Annotated in this window: 17 protein-coding genes; 6 read left to right on the top strand and 11 right to left on the bottom strand. The window is 63.0% G+C overall.

Going from position 1 to position 19,608, the window contains the following annotated elements; all coding sequences use genetic code 11:
• Positions 1–3: 3 nt before the first annotated feature.
• From murI to B9N93_RS10090, 4 genes are all read right to left on the bottom strand, one after another.
• Positions 4–813 carry a glutamate racemase gene (gene murI, locus B9N93_RS10075; RefSeq protein ID WP_085213256.1) on the bottom strand — a complete coding sequence of 270 codons (810 nt, stop codon included), beginning with the start codon at positions 811–813 and terminating at the stop codon, positions 4–6.
• A 265-nt stretch (positions 814–1,078) separates the two neighbouring features.
• Positions 1,079–2,209: a sodium ion-translocating decarboxylase subunit beta gene (locus B9N93_RS10080; RefSeq protein ID WP_085213257.1), complete on the bottom strand. Its 1,131-nt coding sequence runs from the start codon at positions 2,207–2,209 to the stop codon at positions 1,079–1,081.
• A gap of 8 nt (positions 2,210–2,217) precedes the next feature.
• Positions 2,218–3,990 carry a sodium-extruding oxaloacetate decarboxylase subunit alpha gene (gene oadA / locus B9N93_RS10085; RefSeq protein WP_085213259.1) on the bottom strand — a complete coding sequence of 591 codons (1,773 nt, stop codon included), beginning with the start codon at positions 3,988–3,990 and terminating at the stop codon, positions 2,218–2,220.
• Positions 3,991–4,018: 28 nt separating this feature from the next.
• Positions 4,019–4,258 (bottom strand): OadG family protein, encoded by a 240-nt coding sequence (locus B9N93_RS10090; protein WP_085213261.1) that lies wholly within the window; start codon positions 4,256–4,258, stop codon positions 4,019–4,021.
• A gap of 994 nt (positions 4,259–5,252) precedes the next feature.
• Between B9N93_RS10090 and B9N93_RS10095 the strand changes: the two genes are divergently transcribed.
• The 4 genes from B9N93_RS10095 (at position 5,253) to B9N93_RS10110 (ending at position 8,349) form a co-directional block, all read left to right on the top strand.
• Complete coding sequence (locus B9N93_RS10095) at positions 5,253–5,636, top strand: hypothetical protein (RefSeq protein ID WP_125468922.1); 384 nt, start codon at positions 5,253–5,255, stop codon at positions 5,634–5,636.
• Between the two features lie 339 nt (positions 5,637–5,975).
• Positions 5,976–7,352 carry a Trk system potassium transporter TrkA gene (gene trkA, locus B9N93_RS10100; protein WP_085216230.1) on the top strand — a complete coding sequence of 459 codons (1,377 nt, stop codon included), beginning with the start codon at positions 5,976–5,978 and terminating at the stop codon, positions 7,350–7,352.
• Positions 7,349–7,903, top strand: a complete 555-nt coding sequence (locus tag B9N93_RS10105) for a class I SAM-dependent methyltransferase (RefSeq protein ID WP_085213265.1) — start codon at positions 7,349–7,351, stop codon at positions 7,901–7,903. Before trkA ends, B9N93_RS10105 begins: the two co-directional genes overlap by 4 nt.
• A 47-nt stretch (positions 7,904–7,950) precedes the next feature.
• Positions 7,951–8,349 carry a rhodanese-like domain-containing protein gene (locus B9N93_RS10110; protein WP_085213267.1) on the top strand — a complete coding sequence of 133 codons (399 nt, stop codon included), beginning with the start codon at positions 7,951–7,953 and terminating at the stop codon, positions 8,347–8,349.
• Positions 8,350–8,414: 65 nt separating this feature from the next.
• Here B9N93_RS10110 and B9N93_RS10115 read toward each other — a convergent pair whose 3' ends face one another.
• From B9N93_RS10115 to B9N93_RS10130, 4 genes are all read right to left on the bottom strand, one after another.
• On the bottom strand, positions 8,415–8,831 hold the full coding sequence (locus B9N93_RS10115; RefSeq protein WP_085213269.1) for an ExbD/TolR family protein: 417 nt from the start codon (positions 8,829–8,831) through the stop codon (positions 8,415–8,417).
• Position 8,832: 1 nt separating this feature from the next.
• Positions 8,833–9,498: a MotA/TolQ/ExbB proton channel family protein gene (locus B9N93_RS10120; RefSeq protein ID WP_085213271.1), complete on the bottom strand. Its 666-nt coding sequence runs from the start codon at positions 9,496–9,498 to the stop codon at positions 8,833–8,835.
• 7 nt (positions 9,499–9,505) lie between these two features.
• Entirely contained in the window at positions 9,506–10,264 is a 759-nt protein-coding gene (locus B9N93_RS25470; RefSeq protein ID WP_176225212.1) for an energy transducer TonB, read from the bottom strand.
• A gap of 393 nt (positions 10,265–10,657) precedes the next feature.
• Positions 10,658–13,075: a fatty acid cis/trans isomerase gene (locus B9N93_RS10130; RefSeq protein ID WP_085213275.1), complete on the bottom strand. Its 2,418-nt coding sequence runs from the start codon at positions 13,073–13,075 to the stop codon at positions 10,658–10,660.
• Positions 13,076–13,264: 189 nt separating this feature from the next.
• Here B9N93_RS10130 and B9N93_RS10135 point away from each other — a divergent pair, with 189 nt between their 5' ends.
• Both B9N93_RS10135 and typA read left to right on the top strand, forming a co-directional pair.
• Complete coding sequence (locus B9N93_RS10135; RefSeq protein WP_085213277.1) at positions 13,265–15,151, top strand: potassium transporter Kup; 1,887 nt, start codon at positions 13,265–13,267, stop codon at positions 15,149–15,151.
• A gap of 165 nt (positions 15,152–15,316) precedes the next feature.
• On the top strand, positions 15,317–17,140 hold the full coding sequence (gene typA, locus B9N93_RS10140) for a translational GTPase TypA (RefSeq protein WP_085213278.1): 1,824 nt from the start codon (positions 15,317–15,319) through the stop codon (positions 17,138–17,140).
• A 65-nt stretch (positions 17,141–17,205) separates the two neighbouring features.
• On the opposite strand, the gene pssA is transcribed toward typA, so the two are convergent.
• The 3 genes from pssA to B9N93_RS10155 all read right to left on the bottom strand — a co-directional run bounded on the left by pssA (position 17,206) and on the right by B9N93_RS10155 (position 19,607).
• Entirely contained in the window at positions 17,206–17,952 is a 747-nt protein-coding gene (pssA, locus tag B9N93_RS10145; protein WP_085213280.1) for a CDP-diacylglycerol--serine O-phosphatidyltransferase, read from the bottom strand.
• Between the two features lie 85 nt (positions 17,953–18,037).
• Complete coding sequence (gene ilvC / locus B9N93_RS10150) at positions 18,038–19,054, bottom strand: ketol-acid reductoisomerase (protein WP_085213282.1); 1,017 nt, start codon at positions 19,052–19,054, stop codon at positions 18,038–18,040.
• Positions 19,055–19,124: 70 nt separating this feature from the next.
• The gene (locus B9N93_RS10155) at positions 19,125–19,607 is read right to left on the bottom strand and encodes a Uma2 family endonuclease (RefSeq protein ID WP_085213284.1); all 483 of its coding nucleotides are present in this window, start codon (positions 19,605–19,607) and stop codon (positions 19,125–19,127) included.
• Position 19,608: the final 1 nt, after the last annotated feature.

Consider the following 19,608-nt stretch of genomic DNA (forward strand, 5'->3'; position numbering starts at 1 on the left):
GGATCAGCGCATGGCGAGGCCGAGCCCATGGGCTGCCAGCGCCTCGACGCGGCGGCCCAGCAGTTTGGACATGACCGCGCCGATGGCGGGCGGCGTGGCGGCGGTGGTGTAGAAGGTCTCGCTGGCGGGGCCGCTGTGGGCTGGGACCGGGTCGGCGGGGAGTTGCCGCGCCAATTGCCGGGCTACGGCTGCCGAGGGTTCGATGAGGACGACATCGGGACCGACCAGGCCGCGGATCCGGTCGGCCAGGAAGGTGAAATGGGTGCAGCCCAGCACGATGACATCCCCCGCCCGCGCGGCCACGGGAGTGAGGTAGCGTTTGAGCAGGTTGGTGACGGCTTCCCCGTCGATGTGGCCGGCTTCGACCAAATCGGCGAGTCCAGGGCAGGCTTGCAGTATGATCTGGGCACCGGCTCCGTAGCGGACACAGAGTCGGGCGACGGCTTCGCTTTGAGTGGTCCTCTGGGTCGCCAGCACGATGACCCGGCCGCCCCGGCTCAAGGCGGCGGCGGGTTTGATGGCGGGTTCGATGCCGACGATGGGGATGGGATGCTTGGCCCGGAGCGCGGCCACGGCGGTCACGGTGGCGGTGTTGCAGGCGATGACCAGGGCTTGCGCGCCGCGCTCGACCAGGGCGTCGGCGATGGCCGCGACCCGGTGGGCGATGTAGGCGGGTTCGCGGTCGCCGTAGGGCGCGAAGCCGGAGTCGGCGACGTAGATGAAGGCTTGGTGCGGAAGTAGTTCGCGGGCGGCGCGGTGGACGGCCAAGCCGCCGACGCCCGAGTCGAAGATGCCGATGAAGCTCGATTGCATAGGAAGTTGGGATGGAACTGGTTGGGGACCGTGGGCGCGGCGGAACCCATGGACGGGTCGCCGTCGCCCTGGGTTTATCCTACCGCGCCCAGGAGGGATGCCCAAGTGCCGTAGGCTTGGAGGTGTCCGATCCTTGGCGGCGGGCATGGCATGACGCCGCTTCACGCGAAGGCGCAAAGCGCGCCAAGAGGCGGAAGCATATGGAAACCTCCGCGCCTGGGTGCGAGGTTCCGCCCATCATCGATCAATCCGCTGGCGGCGCGTCTCAGCGCACCAAGGCCAGCAACACCCCCGCCGCCACCGCCGACCCAATCACCCCCGCCACGTTCGGTCCCATGGCGTGCATCAACAGGAAGTTGTGCGGGTTGCTTTCCTGGCCCACCTTGTTGGCGACGCGGGCCGACATCGGCACGGCGGACACCCCGGCGGCCCCGATCAAGGGATTGACCTTGTTGTTCGGCGTGATGAGGTTCATCACCTTCGCCATCAGGACGCCCGAAGCCGTGCCGAAGCTGAAGGCCAAGGCCCCCAGCACCAAAATCCCTAGGGTTTCGGGCCTGAGGAACTGCCCGGCGCTGAGCTTGGAACCCACCGACAGCCCCAGGAAGATGGTCACGATGTTGATGAGTTCGTTCTGCGAGGTCTTGCTAAGGCGGTCCACTACGCCGGATTCGCGCAGCAGATTCCCCAGGCAGAACATGCCGATCAAGGGAGTCGCCGAGGGCAGCAGCATGGCGCTCAACATCAGCAGCACCATGGGGAATACCACTTTCTCGACGCGGGACACCCGGCGGAGCTGGGCCATTTCGATCAAACGCTCTTCCGGCGTGGTGAGGGCACGCATGATGGGTGGTTGGATCAGGGGCACCAGGGCCATATAGGAATAGGCCGCCACGGCGATGGCCCCGAGCAGGTCCGGGGCCAACTTGGAGGCGACATAGATCGAGGTCGGACCGTCCGCGCCGCCGATGATGGCGATGGCGGCGGCGTCCTGGAAGCTGAAGTGGAGTCCTGGCACCAGGTTCAAGGCCAAGGCTCCGAGCAGGGTGCCGAAGATGCCGAACTGCGCCGCCGCCCCTAGCAGCAGAGTTTTGGGATTGGCCAGCATCGGGCCGAAATCGGTCATCGCCCCCACGCCCATGAAGATCAACAAGGGGAACACGCCCGATTTGATGCCGAGATAGAGATAGGACAGGATGCCGCCTTCCTCGGCGATGCCCGCGACGGGGATGTTGCTCAACACCGCGCCGAAGCCGATGGGCAACAGCAGCAGCGGCTCGAATTCCTTCTTGATAGCGAGGTACAGCAGCAGGAAGCCCACCGCCATCATCATCGCCTGTCCGGGCTGGAAATTGGACAGCCCGGTGCTTTCCCAGAGTTGGATGAAACCTTCCATCGTCCACCTCACTCCAGGGTCATCAGAACGTCCTGGGCCGCGACGGTATCGCCGACCTTGACGGCGATGTTCGCGACCAGGCCGCCGTTGCGGGTGCGGATTTCGGTTTCCATCTTCATGGCTTCCATCACGATCACCACCTTGTTGGGTTCGGCGTGCTGGCCCTCCTTGACCTGGATGCGCAGGATATGGCCGGCCATCGGGGCTTTGACGGTTTCACCACCGCCGCCGCTGACGGGCCGTGCCGCCGGCACCGCGCCCGCCGCCGGAGCCACGGCGACCTTGTAATCGCGGCCATTGACCGACAGCACTTCGCCGCTGCCCGCATCGACCCGGTAGACCCGGCCATTCACGGTCACGTCGAACGCGGTGGCCTGCGATGCCGTTTTTTCGGCGCTGGGCGGTGGCTCGAAGGCTTCGGGCTTGCCGCGGTTTTGCAGGAATTTGAGGCCGATCTGCGGGAACAGGGCATAGGTCAGCACATCGTCGATGGCGTCCCCGGCCAGTTTGAAGCCTTGTTCGGCGGCGAGCTTGTGGAGTTCCGCCGTGAGCTTGTCCATCTCGGGTTCCAGCAGGTCGGCGGGTCGGCAAACGATGGGTTCGGCCCCTTGCAGCACCCGCTCCCGCAATTCGGCGTTGACCGGGGCGGGCGTGGACCCGTATTCGCCTTTCAGGATGCCTTGGGTTTCCTTGGCGATGGATTTGTAGCGCTCGCCCATCAGGACGTTCATCACCGCCTGGGTGCCGACGATTTGGGAGGTGGGCGTCACCAGCGGGATGAAACCCAGGTCTTCGCGCACGCGGGGGATTTCTTCCAGCACGGCGTCGAATTGGTCCAAAGCGCCTTGTTCCTTCAATTGGCTTTCCATGTTGGTCAACATGCCGCCCGGCACCTGGGCCACCAGGATGCGGCTATCGACGCCCCTAAGGCTCCCCTCGAACTTGGCGTATTTTTTCCGCACCTCGCGGAAATAGGCGGCGATTTCTTCCAACAGCTTGAGGTTCAGGCCGGTGTCGCGGTCCTGGCCTTCGAGCGCGGCGACCACGGCCTCGGTGGCACTGTGGCCGTAGGTCATGCTCATCGAGGAAATCGCGGTATCGACGTTGTCGATGCCGGCTTCCGCGCATTTGAGGATGGTGGCGGTGCTTAAACCCGTGGTGGCGTGGGATTGCATGTGGATGGGCACGCTGACCGCTTGTTTCAGGCGGCCGACCAGTTCGTAGGCCACATAGGGTTTCAGCAGCCCGGCCATGTCCTTGATGGCGATGGAATGGGAACCCATGTCCTCCAGGCGCTTGGCGAGGTCCACCCACATCTCGATGGTGTGGACCGGGCTGACGGTATAGGAAATCGTGCCCTGGGCGTGCTTGCCGACGGCCAGGGTGGCGCGGATGGCCCGTTCGAAATTGCGGGGGTCGTTCATGGCGTCGAAGATGCGGAACACATCCACCCCGTTGACGGCGCAGCGTTCCACGAATTGATCGACCACGTCGTCGGCGTAATGCCGATACCCTAGGAGATTCTGGGCGCGCAGCAGCATTTGCAGCGGCGTCTTCGGCAGCGCTTGCTTGAGGGTGCGGAGGCGTTCCCAGGGGTCTTCGCCGAGATAGCGGATACAAGCGTCGAAGGTCGCCCCGCCCCAGCTTTCCAGCGACCAAAAACCGACTTGGTCCAGTTTTCCGCAGATCGGCAACATGTCCTCGATGCGTAGGCGGGTCGCCAGCAGGGACTGGTGCGCGTCGCGCAGCACGACATCGGTGATGCCTAAGGGAGTAGCCATTGAACAAGCTCCTTATTGTTGTGGGGTTTCACGGGTGCCGGTAACGGTGGAGCGCCGCGCCGATGACGGCGACGACCTCATCCTCTTCGGCTTCGCCCAGCCCCAGGCTGGAACGGGCCGGGCCGGGTTCCGGGGTATAGCGGTTGAGCAGCTTGTGCGTCATGCCGATGATCCAGACCAGCAGAGCCAGGAAGAGGTACACGATGCCCATGCCGATTAACATGAGCTTGGCGCCTGAGAGCAATAGTTCGGGCAGCGAGGGTTCCATAACTGGTCAAACCTCCGGGAGTCATGTCTGGAACGATAGGGGGAATTTTTTTAAGAATTTAAAAAACAGCGCTCGGGGCGGGGGGGTGCCCGAATAATAATGCCCCACCTAGGGAAAGTCGAACCTGGATTGCCCGGTGGGAAACGGCCTCCCGGCGCGGGCGTAAGCCGGAAAAAGGCCCGTCCATGCGTTCCGGCGACCCGGTTTCCGGGAGCGGGGAAGCTCTGGGCGGGTGCGGAAGGCACACCGGAATAGCCTGTTTCCCGGATAGCGGGACTGTGCGGCAAAAGCCGGAGCCGGTGTGTCAATCCGCATATCCTCTATCCGCCGTTATCCATGGCATAAGAACCTCTGATAGGGACACGGGCAAATAGCCTGTAGAATTTATGCCTACCTCAACAGGACTTTCGCGGTGGGCCACTTTCGTTCCCTCGGGTGCGCCGGGCCAAAAGTTCTCCTCCTCTTGGCGACCCTCGGCGGTCGCTTTTTTTTGCCCAAAAAAAAGCCCGCGACTCTGGCGGGCTGATTTTTTATTGTTTTTTTTACTGTATGGACGCCGCTGGGGGCGGTCCGTGCGTAGTGCTTTTTTGTTGTTGTATATAGCCCAACCGGGCTTCCTCCTCTTTGACGACTCTCAAAGTTGGCTTCTTCCCTGAAGCTGCGCGACAGTCTAAAGAAAAAAAATTCAGTGTCCACACTTTTTTCTTAAGCCTGTTAGGCATGTCCGATTGTCCTTTTAAATCAAGCATATGGCAAAACCGGTTTTAGCGCGGGCCGGGCCGGATTCAGCTTGGGTTCAGGATCGTCCGTTCCAGCCACCGGGAACCAGGGCTGGGGCGGCTCTGTCCGGCCCGGCATGAAACGCCAGTGGCGGGCTTATAATGGCGGCCGGCAGCGGATCGCGTTGGGATGATTCTAGTATCGGATACCCCGGTCCGGCATTGCCTGCCATTCCTATAAACAAGGACGGGTATAACACCCAGAGGAGGAGACTATGAGAATAATAATACTATTGGTCGCGGTTTTGGCTTTGGTGTCTTGTGGCAGGAAAATACCACCGGAACTCCAGGCCGCGCTGCAAAAGCAGTTCGCCGGGGAGAAAATGGAAACCGGCTGGCAATTCGTCAAAGTCACCCATGGCTTCGGCGATCAGGAGTTGGTCGCGGATATCCTAGTGAAGGAGGCTATCCCCGGCCCGCCCGAGGCACAGCAGGCGCGGCTCAAGGGTGAAATCTGCCCGGCTCCGGCGGGTAACGATGCGTTTTGGAAGCAATTGCAGGGCTATAAGCTGTCCGTAGCCGCTTATACCCAGGATCGGAAATTCACGGTATTGGTGGATTGCGATAATCCGCTCGCGATGGCGGATGGAGGCAAGTAAATGAACCGCCTCCATCGGTATGGGATGGATGCGTTGCCTGATTGTTTCCACCGGCCCGAAATAAGTGTCATCGCAAAACCGTTTGTGGTGAATCTTTGGCGACCCTGCACGGTCAAGGCCAGTCGTTACGGCGGCGGCCTTGTCAAGGTGTGTGCTTGGGGTGGTTTTGTGGATATTGGCCTGCGTTGTGGCGGTCCGCCTGCTGGGGGGTGATTGGCGCATCCCCGCTCTCCCGGAACGGCGGCTTGCCCATCCCCGAACCCTGTTAAAATGCCCGCCCGGCGCAGGCCGCCCCTGGGACGGCCTACCGGCAATCCCTCCCATCAAGCCAAACCCAACATGAAAATCATCATCCTAGGCGCGGGCCAGGTTGGCAGCAGCGTCCTCGGCAGCCTCGCCAGCGAGGCCAACGATATCGTCATGGTCGATAGCCAGCCCGGCCTCTTGAAGGATTTGCAGGACCGCTTTGATATTGGCACGGTCCAGGGCAACGCCGCCCATCCCACCGTGCTGCAACGGGCCGGGGCCGCCGAAGCCGATATGCTCATCGCCGTTACCAGCGACGACGAGACCAATATGCTGGCCTGTTCCATCGCCGATGTCCTCTTCAAGGTGCCGCGCAAGATCGCCCGCGTCCGCGCCTTGGAATATTTCACCTATCCCGGCATGTTCTCGCCGGAAGCCATCCCCATCGATGTGGTCATCAGCCCGGAACGCATCATCACCCAGTTCATCGAGCGCCTGCTGGAATATCCCGGCGCGTCCCAGGTCTTGGATTTCGCCGAAGGCAAGGTGCGCCTGGTTTCGGTCAGCGCCCGCGAGGGCGGTCCCCTGGTCGGCCACGAAATCCGCGAATTGCATCAGCACATGCCCAACGTCCATGCCCGCATCACCGCGATCTTCCGCAAGGGCAAGGCCATCGTGCCCAATGGCCGCACTATCATCGAGGACGGCGACGAGGTGTTCTTCCTGGCGTCCGCCGAGGAGATCAAGGACGTGATGGGCGAATTGCGCAAGACCGAAAAGCCCTATAAGCGCCTGATCTTCGCGGGCGGCGGCCATATCGGCAAGCGGGTGGCCTTGGCGCTGGAATCGCGCTACCAGGTCAAGGTGATCGAGAAGGACCGGAAAAGGGCTAAGAAGATCGCCAGCGAACTGGCCAATACCGTGGTGTTGGCGGGCGATGCCTCCGACAAGGAGTTGCTGCTGAACGAGAACATCGAGAACACCGATGTGTTCTGCGCCATCACCAACGACGACGAGGCCAATATCCTCTCGGCCATGCTGGCCAAGCGGCTGGGGGCGCGGCGGGTCATCAGCCTCATCAACAAGAGCGCCTACGCCGATATCGTCGATAACGCCCAGGTGGATTTGGTGATTTCACCGCACCAGGCCACCATCGGCGCCTTGCTGCGCTATGTCCGGCGCGGCGATATCGTGCAGGTGTATTCGCTGCGGCATGGGGCGTCCGAGGCCATCGAGGCCGTGGCCCATGGCCGTCCCGGTTTTTCCAAGGTGGTGGGCCTCCCGCTCGGCAAGATCAAGATTCCCCCCGGTGTGGTGATGGGGGCGCTGGTGCGCGGCGAGGAGGTGATCCAGTTCCACCACGACACCGTGATCGAGGAGGGCGACCATGTCATCATGTTCCTGATCGACAAGAAGCTGATTCCCGCCGTGGAGCAGATTTTCCAGGGCGAGGGCGAGGACCGGCCATGACGCGGGACGGGCGGGCGGCGCGGGAGAAATGGGACCGGATTTACCGGGTCCGGGTGGCGGGCGCGGTGCCGGAACCGGCGCGGGTGTTGGCGGAACATGCCGCCCATCTGCCCTTGGGCGGGGCGGCGCTGGATTTGGCCTGCGGCCTGGGTGGCAATGCGCTGTTCCTGGCCCGCCGTGGCTTGGCTACGACGGCCTACGATATTTCCCCGGTCGCCCTGGAGCGCTTGGCGGAATCCGCCAGGGCGGAAGGCTTGGCGGTCGCGGTCGAGGCCAGGGATGTGGTGGCGCGGCCCCCGGCGGCGGACGGCTTCGATGTGGTGGTGGTCAGCCGGTTCCTGGACCGGGATTTGGTCCCGGCCCTGATGGCGGCGCTGCGGCCCGGCGGCGTGTTGTTCTACCAGACCTACACCGTCGGAAGTGCAACGGGGCCGTCCAATCCGGCCTATTTGCTGCGGCCCGGCGAATTGCGCCTGCTGTTCGGGGCATTGGAACCGCTGGCCTATTGCGAAGACGGGGACCAAGCCCGGCTGGTTGCCCAAAGACGCTGATTTTTTGCCGCGGCCTTGGCCGCGCCCACCTTCGATGGAGCAATCCCATGACTGCGATTAAACGTTTGACCCCTCCCGAAGCCTACGCCGCGTTGCAAGCCGGGGCGGCCGCCCTGTTGCTGGATGTGCGCGATCCTTTGGAATATTCGTTCATCGGCCATCCGCTGGGGGCGGTCAACCTGCCCTGGAAATTCGCGCCGGATTGGCGGCCCAACCCCGAATTCCTGGAACGCGCCCGGCAGTTGGCCCCGGACCCGGAAACCCCGGTGTTCCTGCTGTGCCGCAGCGGACAGCGCTCCTGGGACGCCGCCAACGCGCTGGCGGCGGCGGGCTACCGCAATCTGGCGAATATCGAGGAAGGATTCGAGGGGCCGCTGGATGGGCAGAAACACCGCGGCGCGGTGGGCGGTTGGCGCTGCCATGGCCTGCCTTGGGAGCAAAGCTGACGGGGTTGGACGGATGGGAATCCCCGCGACCACCGGATTGGGCGGCGCGGGGATTTTTTTATGGCCTATGGCTGGCCTTCGGTGCTGACGAAGGCCATCTTGCCGATGCCGGCCCGTTGCACGGCGGCCATGACCTTGGCGACCTGGGCGTAGTTCACGGCCTGGTCGGCGTAGAGGTGCACGGCCAGTTCAGGATTGCTTTGGACCTCGGTCTTCAGCGTGGTTTCCAGCGCGGCGAGGTCGGCGACCGGCTGCGTGTTCAGGGTGACGCCGCCCTGGGCGTCGATGCCCAGCTTCATGGGCTGGTCCTTGTCGCTTTGGTCGGTGCTGGCGGTCTTGGGCAGGCTGACCTTGACCGATTGGGTCAGCAGCGGGGCCGTGACCAGAAACACCACCATCAGCACCAACATCACGTCCACCAAGGGCGTGACGTTGATCTCGCTCATCGCTTCCTGTTCTTCGGATTGGGCTTGGAACGCCATGTCAGCGGCCTCCGTTGGCGGTGTCGGGGTTGAGGACCAGATGTAGGAAATCGCGTCCGAAGCTTTCCAATCCCAGCCGCTGCAACTTGGCCCGGCGCAGGAAGAAGTTGTAGGCCAGAACGGCGGGCACGGCCACGGCGATGCCGATGGCGGTGGCGATCAGGGCTTCGCCGATGGGACCGGCCACCACGTCCAGGGTCGCGGTGCCGGCTTTGCTGACCTCGTGCAGGGCGTGCATGATGCCGACCACGGTGCCGAACAGCCCGACGAAAGGCGCGGTGCTGCCCATGCTGGCGAGCGGGGTGAGTCCGCGTTCCATGGCGTGCTGCTCTTTCCGCAGTTGGCGTTGCAGGGCGCGTTCCAGCAATTCTTCCGGGGTGCCGCGGTATTTCAGGCGTCCCGTGGTGTCGCTCCTGAGTTCCTTGAGCCAGAGGAAACCGGCGCGGGCGATGCGGGCCTTGGGTCCGGCTTCCGGGTCGGCGGATAGCCGTTCCGCCGTTTCCAGGTCGGGCGTGTCCCAGAACGAGGTATGGAAGGTCCGGTTCTGCCGTCCGCTGCGCCAGATTTGGACGCTTTTGAACAGGATGATGGTCCAGGTCGCCACGGAAAACGCGGTCAGGGTGTAGAGCGTGCCATCGACGATGGCGGTGGCCGGGATTTGGGACATGGTTCTCCTAGTCTGCTTGCTTGAGGGTGAACTTGATGACGACTTCGTAGGTGTCGGAAACGGGGGTATCGCCTTTCATCGAAGCGGAGAACCGCCAGCGGTCCCGCACGGTTTCCACCGCCGCCTCGTCGAGGATTTCATGGCCGGAACTTTGGACGACCGCCACTTTTTCCACCTCGGCGCTGGCCGATACCCAAATCTTCACTTTCACATGGCCGGTCAAGCCCCGCGATTTGGCCGATGCCGGGTAGTGCGGTTCGGGCCGGCTCAACAGCCTGCCGTGGGCGACCGAGACCGGGGTCGGCGCTTTGACCACGGGCGCGGCCCTCGGCGGGACCGGGGCTTCCACGGCGTGCGCGGACTCGCGGGGGGGTTCCGGCGGGGCGCTGTCGCGTTCGGGCGTGGGTTCGGGACGCGGCGGGGCATCGGGGCTTTTCTGCACCGGCTTGGGTGCCGGTTTGACCACTTTTTTCACTACCGGCTTGGGCGGCGGAGGCTTGACCACAGGTTTGGGTTTGGGGGGTGGCGGCTCGACCTTTTGTGGCGGAGGTGGCGGCGCGGGGGGTTGCGGCACCGGCTCCGGGGCGGCTTGGGGCTGCGGGATTTCGGCGGCGACCAGGGCCACATCCATGGGAGGGGGGACCGGCGGTTTTTCCTGGATGGGCACATGGGCTTGTTTCAGCCACACCAGCGCCAGGAAATGTAGGGAAACCACCAGGACGGCCAGCAAGCTCCAGAGCCGGGTGGGATGTTCTTCCCCGTCCATGATCCACGCGATGAAAGGGGCTGGACGTGGGGGCTGGTGGTCCGGGTCCATGCCTGTCCGGTTCGCGGCGCTGCCGGGGCTTCCGTTGGAATCGCTTAAAAACACGGTTCTAGTCGAGGGTAAAAGTTCGATTCTATTCGAGTTTCGTGCCAAATGAAAATCATTCCGGGAATCGGACGGCGGTTCACATCCCCCAATTCCAAACAATGGATGGTATGCGTTATATACAATATTTATTGTGTTATTTGACGCAACAATTTGAGGTCATGAGGTGGGCCGCATAGCTTGAAAATCAAGCGGGCGTCGCTTGAATAGCGCGTGGCTATTCCATTGGGTTGCTTTGGGGAGGCGTTTTATATTCATTTGCATCGTTTCCAGGGCATGGCTTGCCCCTTAAAGGTTATCGTAACGGTTCAGGTCGAACCAACCCGCCGTGACCGGATGGCGGTTGTGGTGGCGCTGGTTGAAGAAGTCCGAGAATTCCCAGAACCTAGGGTCGGCGCGGCGGACGCCGAAGCGTTCCACCAAGGCCGCGACATCGTCCGCGCCCTTGATCGCAGTCACCCGGCCCACGAATTCCGGCAGGTCGCGGCGGTCGAGGTCGAAGAAGAAATTGGGATAGCTGCCGACCAAATCCGGCACCACGGTCAGGGTATCCTCGCCCGGTAGCCGCCGGAGGTTTTCCATGAACAGCAGCGACACGTTCGTGAGCGCCTCGTTCTTGACCAGGCTGAATACCGGGCTGGCCTCGGTCTTGGCCGGGCCGTCGTGGACGCGGAGGTACGAGAGTTCCGGGAGGTATTGGATGCCGCCGCCTTGCAATTCGTCCAAGGGCTTGAGCGCCGCCGCCACGCTTTGTTCCAAGGCCGTGAGCGGGCGCGGGCCGCATTCCCGGCCCGGACAGCTATCGAATCCGGCGGGCGTGGGCCGGGCTTCCGCCACCTTGGCCCGGATCAGTTCGAACAACTCGCGCTTAGGGTCGGCGGTTTGGAACGCCACCGCCGAATCCGGCCCGTAGCCGTAATAGGGGTTGTAGATCGCCGCGTGCAACTGGCCCAGGGCGCCCCGGTTCCATTGGTCGTGTATGGCTTTGCGTTCCCGCGCCGGCAACAGGCTCAGGAGATTGTTCTCGCCCTCCAGCCGCATCATGTCCATGAAGGTCCGGGTCGCGAGCTGGTGCTTGACGTTGCCGAACACGTTGAAGCCCGCCACCAACAGGTAATGGATGCGCTCCAATAGCGGATAGTCCAACAGCCAGCCGGTCAGGGGCGCGTCGCCGATGAAGCCCCGCTCCAGCGAGGCGCTGTCGAAATGGCGGAAGGCGGTCAGCAGCGCGTCACGGTTGCGTCCGCCGCCGTCCCAGATCGCCGCCAGCGAGTTGCGTGGATGGCCGTCCAAGCGGTTCAGGTATTCGTGCTTGGCCTTGAGGTAGGACTTTTGGATATCGGCATAGCCCGACCAGGCGTCGCCCAGTTCGATATCGTTGTTCTTTTCACTGGGGATGCGCAGCCGTTCGCCCTGCTCGGCCAGGAAGGCCGCGTCGTTGCTGATGGCGTCCTGTTCCGGGTCGAAGAACGCTACCCAGAAGCGGTCGCGGATCACGTTCAGCGCCACCTGTCCCCGGCACACCGGCCCTTTCATATAGCCCGCCACGAAGAAATAGGCGTCGTCCAGCATGAACTGGTAGCGCGAGCGCGGCGGGATGGCGGCGAAAGCCTTGAAGGGATTGGCGGCGATCTCGGGCGCGTAGCCGGGCATTTCCCTCACCTCGTAGCCGGGTTCGATGAACAATTGCTGGAAGCGCCGCAGCCGCGCCGCGCCCAGTTCGTAGACCAGGTGGCTTTTGTCCACCACGGTTTCCCGCAATGGCAACAGGCGGTAATAGACCCGCCCGGTGCCGGGATCGTCGTAGGGCTTGGGCGTGGCGATTTCTTTGACTTCCGCGCCGGGCGGGGTGGTGGAGCGCACCAGCCGGAAGAATTCGCGCTCGGTATAGCCTTTGAAGTGCAGATGCCCCGCGAACAAATGTTCGTAGAGGTAGCGCGAGACCAGTTGTTGCTTGGGCGTGTCCTGGTTGAGGAAGCTTTCCCATTGTTTCACCTCGGCCTGGGCGCGGGCGGACACCGGGGCGGGTGGTGGCACCATCGCGCCTTGCTTGAGCCACAGGGTAATCGTGTCGAATTCCTGCGGGCGCAGGCCGGGGAGGCCATAGGGCATCCCCCAGTCCGGGTGTTCGCGGGCGAAGCCTTGGAATTCCTCGCGGGCCGGGCAATGCAACTCGCGGTCCAGGCCGAACTCGAACGTGTCCGGCAAGCGTCCGCCGGTCGGTAGGGGATGCTGTTTTTTGAGCAGCAGCATTTGGTAGAGCAGGGCGTTGTCGGTATTAGCCTGCTCGGACTCCATGCGCTCGTTCAGCACCGGGAAGAAGCCCTTGTCCCGCCAAGCCGCCGTGTCCTGGGCATCGATGAACAGCCGGGTGGGGGGCGCGGCCTTCATGCGGGCGCCATCGTAGACCAGGGTCTTGGACGCGCCCCGGTCCAAACCTTCGGCGGATTCCAATTTCAATTGGCAAGGGGCGTCGTAGCAGCCATGGCAGACCACGCAGCGCGAATCGAGGATGGGTTTCACATCGCGCCCGAACGAAACCTTGCCCTCGGCAAGGCGATGTGTATATTGTTCGCCGGTTAGCCAGCGTGGTTTGGGGTGGGCGGGTCCGTACAGGACCGAAAAATCCTGTTTCGCCACGAAAGCCGCGCAGCCGGCCAATAAGGCCAGCCCCAAGCATAGGAAGAGCCATTTCGGTGGGTTCATGGATCGAGCCGTTTTTTTTTATGGGTCCGAGGGAGCGGATACCGGGCCGCCATGGCCGGGTCCGAGGCTGTTTTAAAGATAATAATAAATTTCCGATGCGTACCTTTGGTCGATCCTTCCCGGTGTCCCGCCCGCCTGATCCGATCCCCTGGGACGGGGTGTTTCCATTCACCTTCCACACGGTCCACGATGCCCTCCACCCTTTACGCTTCCATTCAACCCAAAGATCAGAAAAACCTGGTGATCGCCGCCCTGGGCGTGGTGTTCGGGGACATCGGTACCAGCCCACTTTACACGATGCGCGAATGTTTCGGAGGTGCCCACGCGGTGGAACCGACCCCGGACAATATCCTGGGGGTCTTGTCCCTGATCTTCTGGGCCATCCTGATCGTGATCTCGCTCAAGTACGTGGTCTTCATCATGCGGGCCGACAACAAGGGCGAGGGCGGCATCATGGCCTTGATGTCCCTCATCACCCAGAAGGCGCGGATCGCCCCATCCTGGCGCGCCGCGCTGATGATGCTGGGGCTGGCGGGGGCTTCGCTGTTCTATGGCGACGGCATCATCACCCCGGCGATCTCGGTGTTGAGCGCGGTCGAGGGCCTGGGGGTCTTGAAGCCGGAGCTACACGCCTACGTCATCCCCATCGCGCTGACGGTATTGATCGCCTTGTTCGGGGTGCAGCGCAGCGGGACGGCGGTGGTCGGGGCGTTGTTCGGGCCGATCATGGTGCTGTGGTTCCTGGCCTTGGCCGGGTTCGGCATCCATAGCCTGGCCGGCGCGCCCGGGGTGTTGGCGGCGCTCAATCCTTGGCACGCCGCGCATTTCTTCGCCGCGCATGGTTGGCATGGGATTTTGGTGCTGGGTTCGGTGGTGTTGGCGGTGACGGGGGGCGAGGCGCTCTATGCCGACATGGGCCATTTCGGAGCCGCGCCGATCCGCAAGGCCTGGTTCTACATGGTGTTGCCGGCCTTGCTGCTGAATTATTTCGGCCAGGGCGCCTTGCTCATCCAGGATGCCACGGCGGTGCAGAATCCCTTCTACCTGCTGGTGCCCAACGAATGGCTGGCCCTGATGATCGGCCTTGCCACCCTCGCCACCATCATCGCCTCGCAGGCGGTGATTTCCGGGGCGTTCTCGCTGACTTCGCAGGCCATGCACCTGAGCTTCCTGCCCCGTTTGAACGTGCAGTACACCTCCGAGGAGGAGATGGGGCAAATCTATATCCCCTGGATCAACTGGGCGCTGATGATCGGCATCGTCGCCCTGGTGCTGGGTTTCCGCTCGTCCTCGAACCTGGCCGCCGCCTATGGCATCGCCGTGACCGGCACCATGGCCATCGATACCCTGCTGGCCTTCGTGGTGGTCTATAGCCTATGGAAATGGAATCCCTATCTCAGCGGCGTGGTGGCGTTCCTGTTCCTGCTGGTCGATCTGGCGTTCTTCGGGGCCAATTCGCTGAAGATACCGGAGGGCGGCTGGTTTCCGCTCGCCATCGGCCTGACCGTGTTCACGGTGCTGACGACCTGGAAGCGGGGCCGTGATTTGCTGATGGAGCGCTTGAAGGAGGAAGCGATGCCGATCAATGTGTTCCTGGCCCGCGTCGCCGAGCAACCGCCGGTGCGGGTGCCGGGGACCGCCGTGTTCATGACTGGGAGCCAGTTCGGCGTGCCCTTCGCCCTGCTCAACAATCTCAAGCACAATAAGGTCTTGCACCAGACCGTGGTGGTCATGACCGTGCTGACCGAGCCTTTGCCCTGGGTGGCGGCGGAACGGCGGCGGGAAGTGACCAAGCTGGCCGACGGCATGTTCAGGATCGTGTTGCGTTATGGCTTCATGGAAACCCCGAACATTCCCCGCGTACTGAAATCGAGCAGCCGCGAATTCGATATCGATCCCGCCGACACGACGTTTTTTCTCAGCCGCGAAACCCTGCTGCCATCGCCGAACCCCAGGATGGCGCTGTGGCGCATGAAGCTGTTCATCGGGCTGGCCCGCAACACCAGCAGCGCCGCCAGCTATTTCAGGATTCCCTCCGACCGGGTGATCGAACTCGGCACCCAGGTGGTGTTGTGAATCCCGCTCCACGGGGCGCATAGGCCATCGGGTGGACGCTGTGTTTCGCCTTGGGCGGAGCTTGGCATGGAATGCGCTAAGCCGCGCCTGACGGATCGCAGCCCGACTCTGTTAGAATCCCTGGCTTTTCCCATCCCCGCCCGAATCCGGGTTATTTTTCCCATCATGATCGAAAAATTACGCAACATCGCCATCATCGCCCATGTCGACCATGGCAAAACCACCCTGGTGGACAAGCTCCTACAGCAATCCGGCACCTTCGCCGCCCACGAGAAGGTGGAGGAACGGGTCATGGATTCCAACGCCCTGGAGAAGGAGCGCGGCATCACCATCCTGGCGAAGAACACCGCCATCGATTGGAACGGCTACCACATCAACATCGTGGACACTCCCGGCCACGCCGATTTCGGCGGCGAGGTGGAACGGGTGCTGTCGATGGTGGATTCGGTGTTGCTGCTGGTGGACGCGGTGGACGGCCCCATGCCGCAAACCCGCTTCGTGACCCAGAAGGCGTTCGCCCTGGGCCTGCACCCCATCGTGGTCATCAACAAGATCGACCGGCCCGGCGCCCGCGCCCATTGGGTGCTGGACCAGACCTTCGACCTGTTCGATAAGCTCGGCGCGACCGAGGCGCAACTGGATTTCCCGGTGGTCTACGCCTCCGCCCTCAACGGTTATGCCGGGGATAATCCCGACATCCGCGAGGGCAGCATGGACCCCTTGTTCCAAACCATCGTCGACAAGGTGCATCCGCCCCTGGTCAAGGAGGAGGGCGGCTTCCAGATGCAGATCAGCCAGTTGGACTACAACTCCTATGTCGGCGTGATCGGCATCGGGCGCATCCAGCGCGGCGCGGTCAAAACCAATACCCCGGTGGTGGTGGTGAGCCGCGACGGCAAGCAGCGCACCGCCCGCGTGTTGCAGGTGTTCGGTTTCAAAGGCTTGGAACGGGTCGAGGTGCCGGAGGCCAGCGCGGGCGATATTATCGCCTTCACCGGCATCGACGCCCTGGAAATCTCCGACACCATCTGCGCCCCCGACGCGGTGGAGATGTTGCCGCCCTTGACCGTGGACGAGCCCACCGTGACCATGACCTTCCAGGTCAACAATTCGCCGTTCGCGGGCAAGGAGGGCAAGTTCGTGACTTCCCGCCAGATCCGCGAGCGCTTGCAGCGCGAATTGCTGCATAACGTGGCGCTGCGGGTGGAGGATACCGCCGACCCCGACAAGTTCAAGGTCTCGGGCCGCGGCGAACTGCACCTCTCCATCCTGATCGAGAACATGCGCCGCGAAGGCTATGAACTGGGCGTGTCGCGCCCCGAGGTCATCGTCCGGGAAATCGATGGCGAGGCTTGCGAGCCTTACGAATCCGTCACCATCGAGGTGGAAGAGGCCAACCAGGGCGCGGTGATGGAGAAACTGGGCGAGCGCAAGGGCGACCTCCTCAACATGGTGCCGGACGGCCAGGGCCGGGTGCGCCTCGAATACATGATGCCCTCGCGTGGCTTGATTGGCTTCCAGACCGAGTTCATGACCGCGACTTCCGGCACCGGGCTGCTCTACCATGTTTTCGACCACTATGGCCCGATGAAGAAGGGCGATATCGGCCAGCGTATCAACGGTGTGTTGGTGTCGATGGTGGCGGGCAAGGCGCTGGGTTACGCGCTGTTCAACCTACAGGAGCGCGGGCGGCTGTTCATCGAGCATGGCACCGAGGTCTATGAAGGCATGATCCTCGGCATCCATTCCCGCTCCAACGATTTGGTGGTCAACCCGACCAAGGCCAAGCAATTGACCAATATCCGCGCCGCCGGCAGCGATGAAAACATCCTGCTGACGCCGCCGATCAAGTTCAGCCTGGAGCAGGCGCTGGAATTCATCGACGACGACGAACTGGTCGAGGTGACGCCGAAGTCCATCCGCATCCGCAAGAAGCTGTTGTCCGAGAACGACCGCAAGCGGGCGGGCCGCGCCGCCGCCGCCGAATAGGCCGGACAATAAAAAGCCCCGCCGGTCCGGCGGGGCTTTTTTATGCCCGGTGGTTGGGAAAAGCCCTAGACCTTGCGCTCGCTCCGCATCTTGCGCAACCGGACCAGGGTCAGGGCCGGGCCCGACACCGCGTAGCCGCCGAAGATCACGAACAGCATCAAGGGCGGGTTGGTGAACACCAGGGCGAACACCAGCATGATGAGGATGGCCCACAGGAAGGGCACCCGGCCCCGCAGGTCGAAATCCTTGAAGCTGTAGTAACGGAAGTTGCTGACCATCAGGAGTCCGGTGGCCAGGGCCAGCCCGGCGGCGACATAGCTCACCGATTCGGCCTGGATCCCATGGCTCTCGCTGAACCATAGGAAGCCCGCCAGGATGGCGGCGGCGGAGGGGCTGGGCAGCCCTTGGAAGTAGCGCTTGTCGGCGGTGGCGACCTGGGTGTTGAAGCGGGCCAGGCGCAGGGCCGCGCCCGCCGCGTGGACGAAGGCCGCGACCCAGCCGAATTTGCCGAGGCCCGCCAGCGACCAGACGTACATCGCCAGGGCCGGGGCCGCGCCGAACGAGACCATGTCGGCCATGCTGTCGTATTCGGCCCCGAAGGCGCTCTGGGTGTTGGTTAGGCGGGCGACGCGGCCATCCAACCCGTCCAGCACCATGGCGATGAAGATCGCGATGGCGGCGGTCTCGAAGCGATGGTCGAAGGCGGCGGTGATGGCGTAGAAACCGGCGAACAGGGCCGCCGTGGTGAACAGGTTGGGCAGCAGGTAGACGCCGCGCCGGGGTTTGCCAGGGGGGGTGTGGTTGCGTTCCATCGTCGGCTCGTGCAAGGGCGGCATAGAACGGGCGGAACCCCGCCCGCACGGAAGGGCGGACGCTAGGGTCCGCCCGGCGGGTCGATCAGTTCTTGCTCTTATCGACGATCTTGTTGGCCTTGATCCAGGGCATCATGTCGCGCAGTTTCGCGCCGACCTGCTCGATCTGGTGTTCGCGGCCCAGGCGGCGCTTGGCCTTGAGGGTGGCGGCACCGGCTTGGTTCTCCAGGATGAATTCGCGGGCGAATTCGCCGGTCTGGATTTCCTTGAGGATTTTCTTCATCTCCAGCTTGGTGGCCTCGGTGACGACGCGGGGGCCGCGGGTCAGGTCGCCGTATTCCGCCGTGTTAGAGATGGAGTAGCGCATGTTGGCGATGCCGCCCTCGTACATCAGGTCCACGATCAGCTTGAGTTCGTGCAGGCACTCGAAGTAGGCCATTTCCGGGGCGTAGCCGGCTTCGACCAGGGTTTCGAAACCCGCCTGCACCAGGGCGGTCGCGCCGCCGCACAAGACGGCCTGCTCGCCGAACAAATCGGTTTCGGTTTCTTCGCGGAAGCTGGTCTCGATGATGCCGGCCCGGCCACCGCCATTGGCGGAGGCGTAGGACAGGGCGATTTCCTTGGCCATGCCGGAAGCGTCCTGGAACACTGCGATCAAGGAGGGCACGCCGCCGCCCTGGGTGTAGGTGGAGCGCACCAGATGGCCCGGACCCTTGGGGGCGACCATGATCACGTCGAGGTCGGCGCGGGGCTGGATTTGCTCAAAGTGGATGTTGAAGCCGTGGGCGAAGGCCAGGGCCGCGCCCTGCTTGATGTTCGGCTCGATCTTGTCGCTGTAGAGCCTGGCCTGATGTTCGTCCGGGGCCAGGATCATGACCACGTCGGCGGCCTTGACCGCGTCGGCGATGTCCATGACTTCCAGCCCGGCGTTCTGGGCCTTGAGGGCGGAGGCGGAACCCGGACGCAGCGCGACGACCACGGAGACGCCGGACTCCTTGAGATTGTTGGCATGGGCGTGGCCCTGGGAGCCGTAGCCGACGATGGCGACCTTCTTGCCTTGGATGATGGAAAGGTCGGCGTCTTTATCGTAATAGACCTGCATTTAGGTTCCTCTATTTTCTTGGCGCAATATCGATTCAAAAGTGGGACGGGGCTGGCCGTCCCGTACGTACTCAATCCGGCTCGACCCGGTGCGGAAACGCCGGTATCAAGCGCGAATATTCCAATACATCGAGATCATCGTAGAAGCTCAGCTTGCCGGTGTCGTCGCACAGCCAGAATTCGACCGCGCCGCCCCTGAGATATAAATCCTTCTTATGGAGCAGGCGTTCGACGTTTTCGCCCGGTGCCAGTACTTCCACACAGACTTCCGGCATGATGGGGCTGATTTCGCTGTGCATCATCTGTTCGTAGCGCTCGGGGGAGAACCAGACCACATCGGGCATCTTGACGTTCTCCGGGGTCATGACCGGCAGGCATTGCAAGGTCTTGCCGTAGCCCGCGATGACTTGCTTGAGTTGGTCGGAGATGATGTTGCGCATCAGCACATGGCGCACTTTCATCGGGTTCATGACGATTTGCCCCCATTGATCGAGTTCGACTTTGAAAGGCAGGTCGGAGAGTAGGGCGTCGGTCCAGACATGGTCCCAATCCATC

This window comes from Methylomagnum ishizawai (genome assembly GCF_900155475.1).
Lineage (GTDB): Bacteria > Pseudomonadota > Gammaproteobacteria > Methylococcales > Methylococcaceae > Methylomagnum > Methylomagnum ishizawai_A.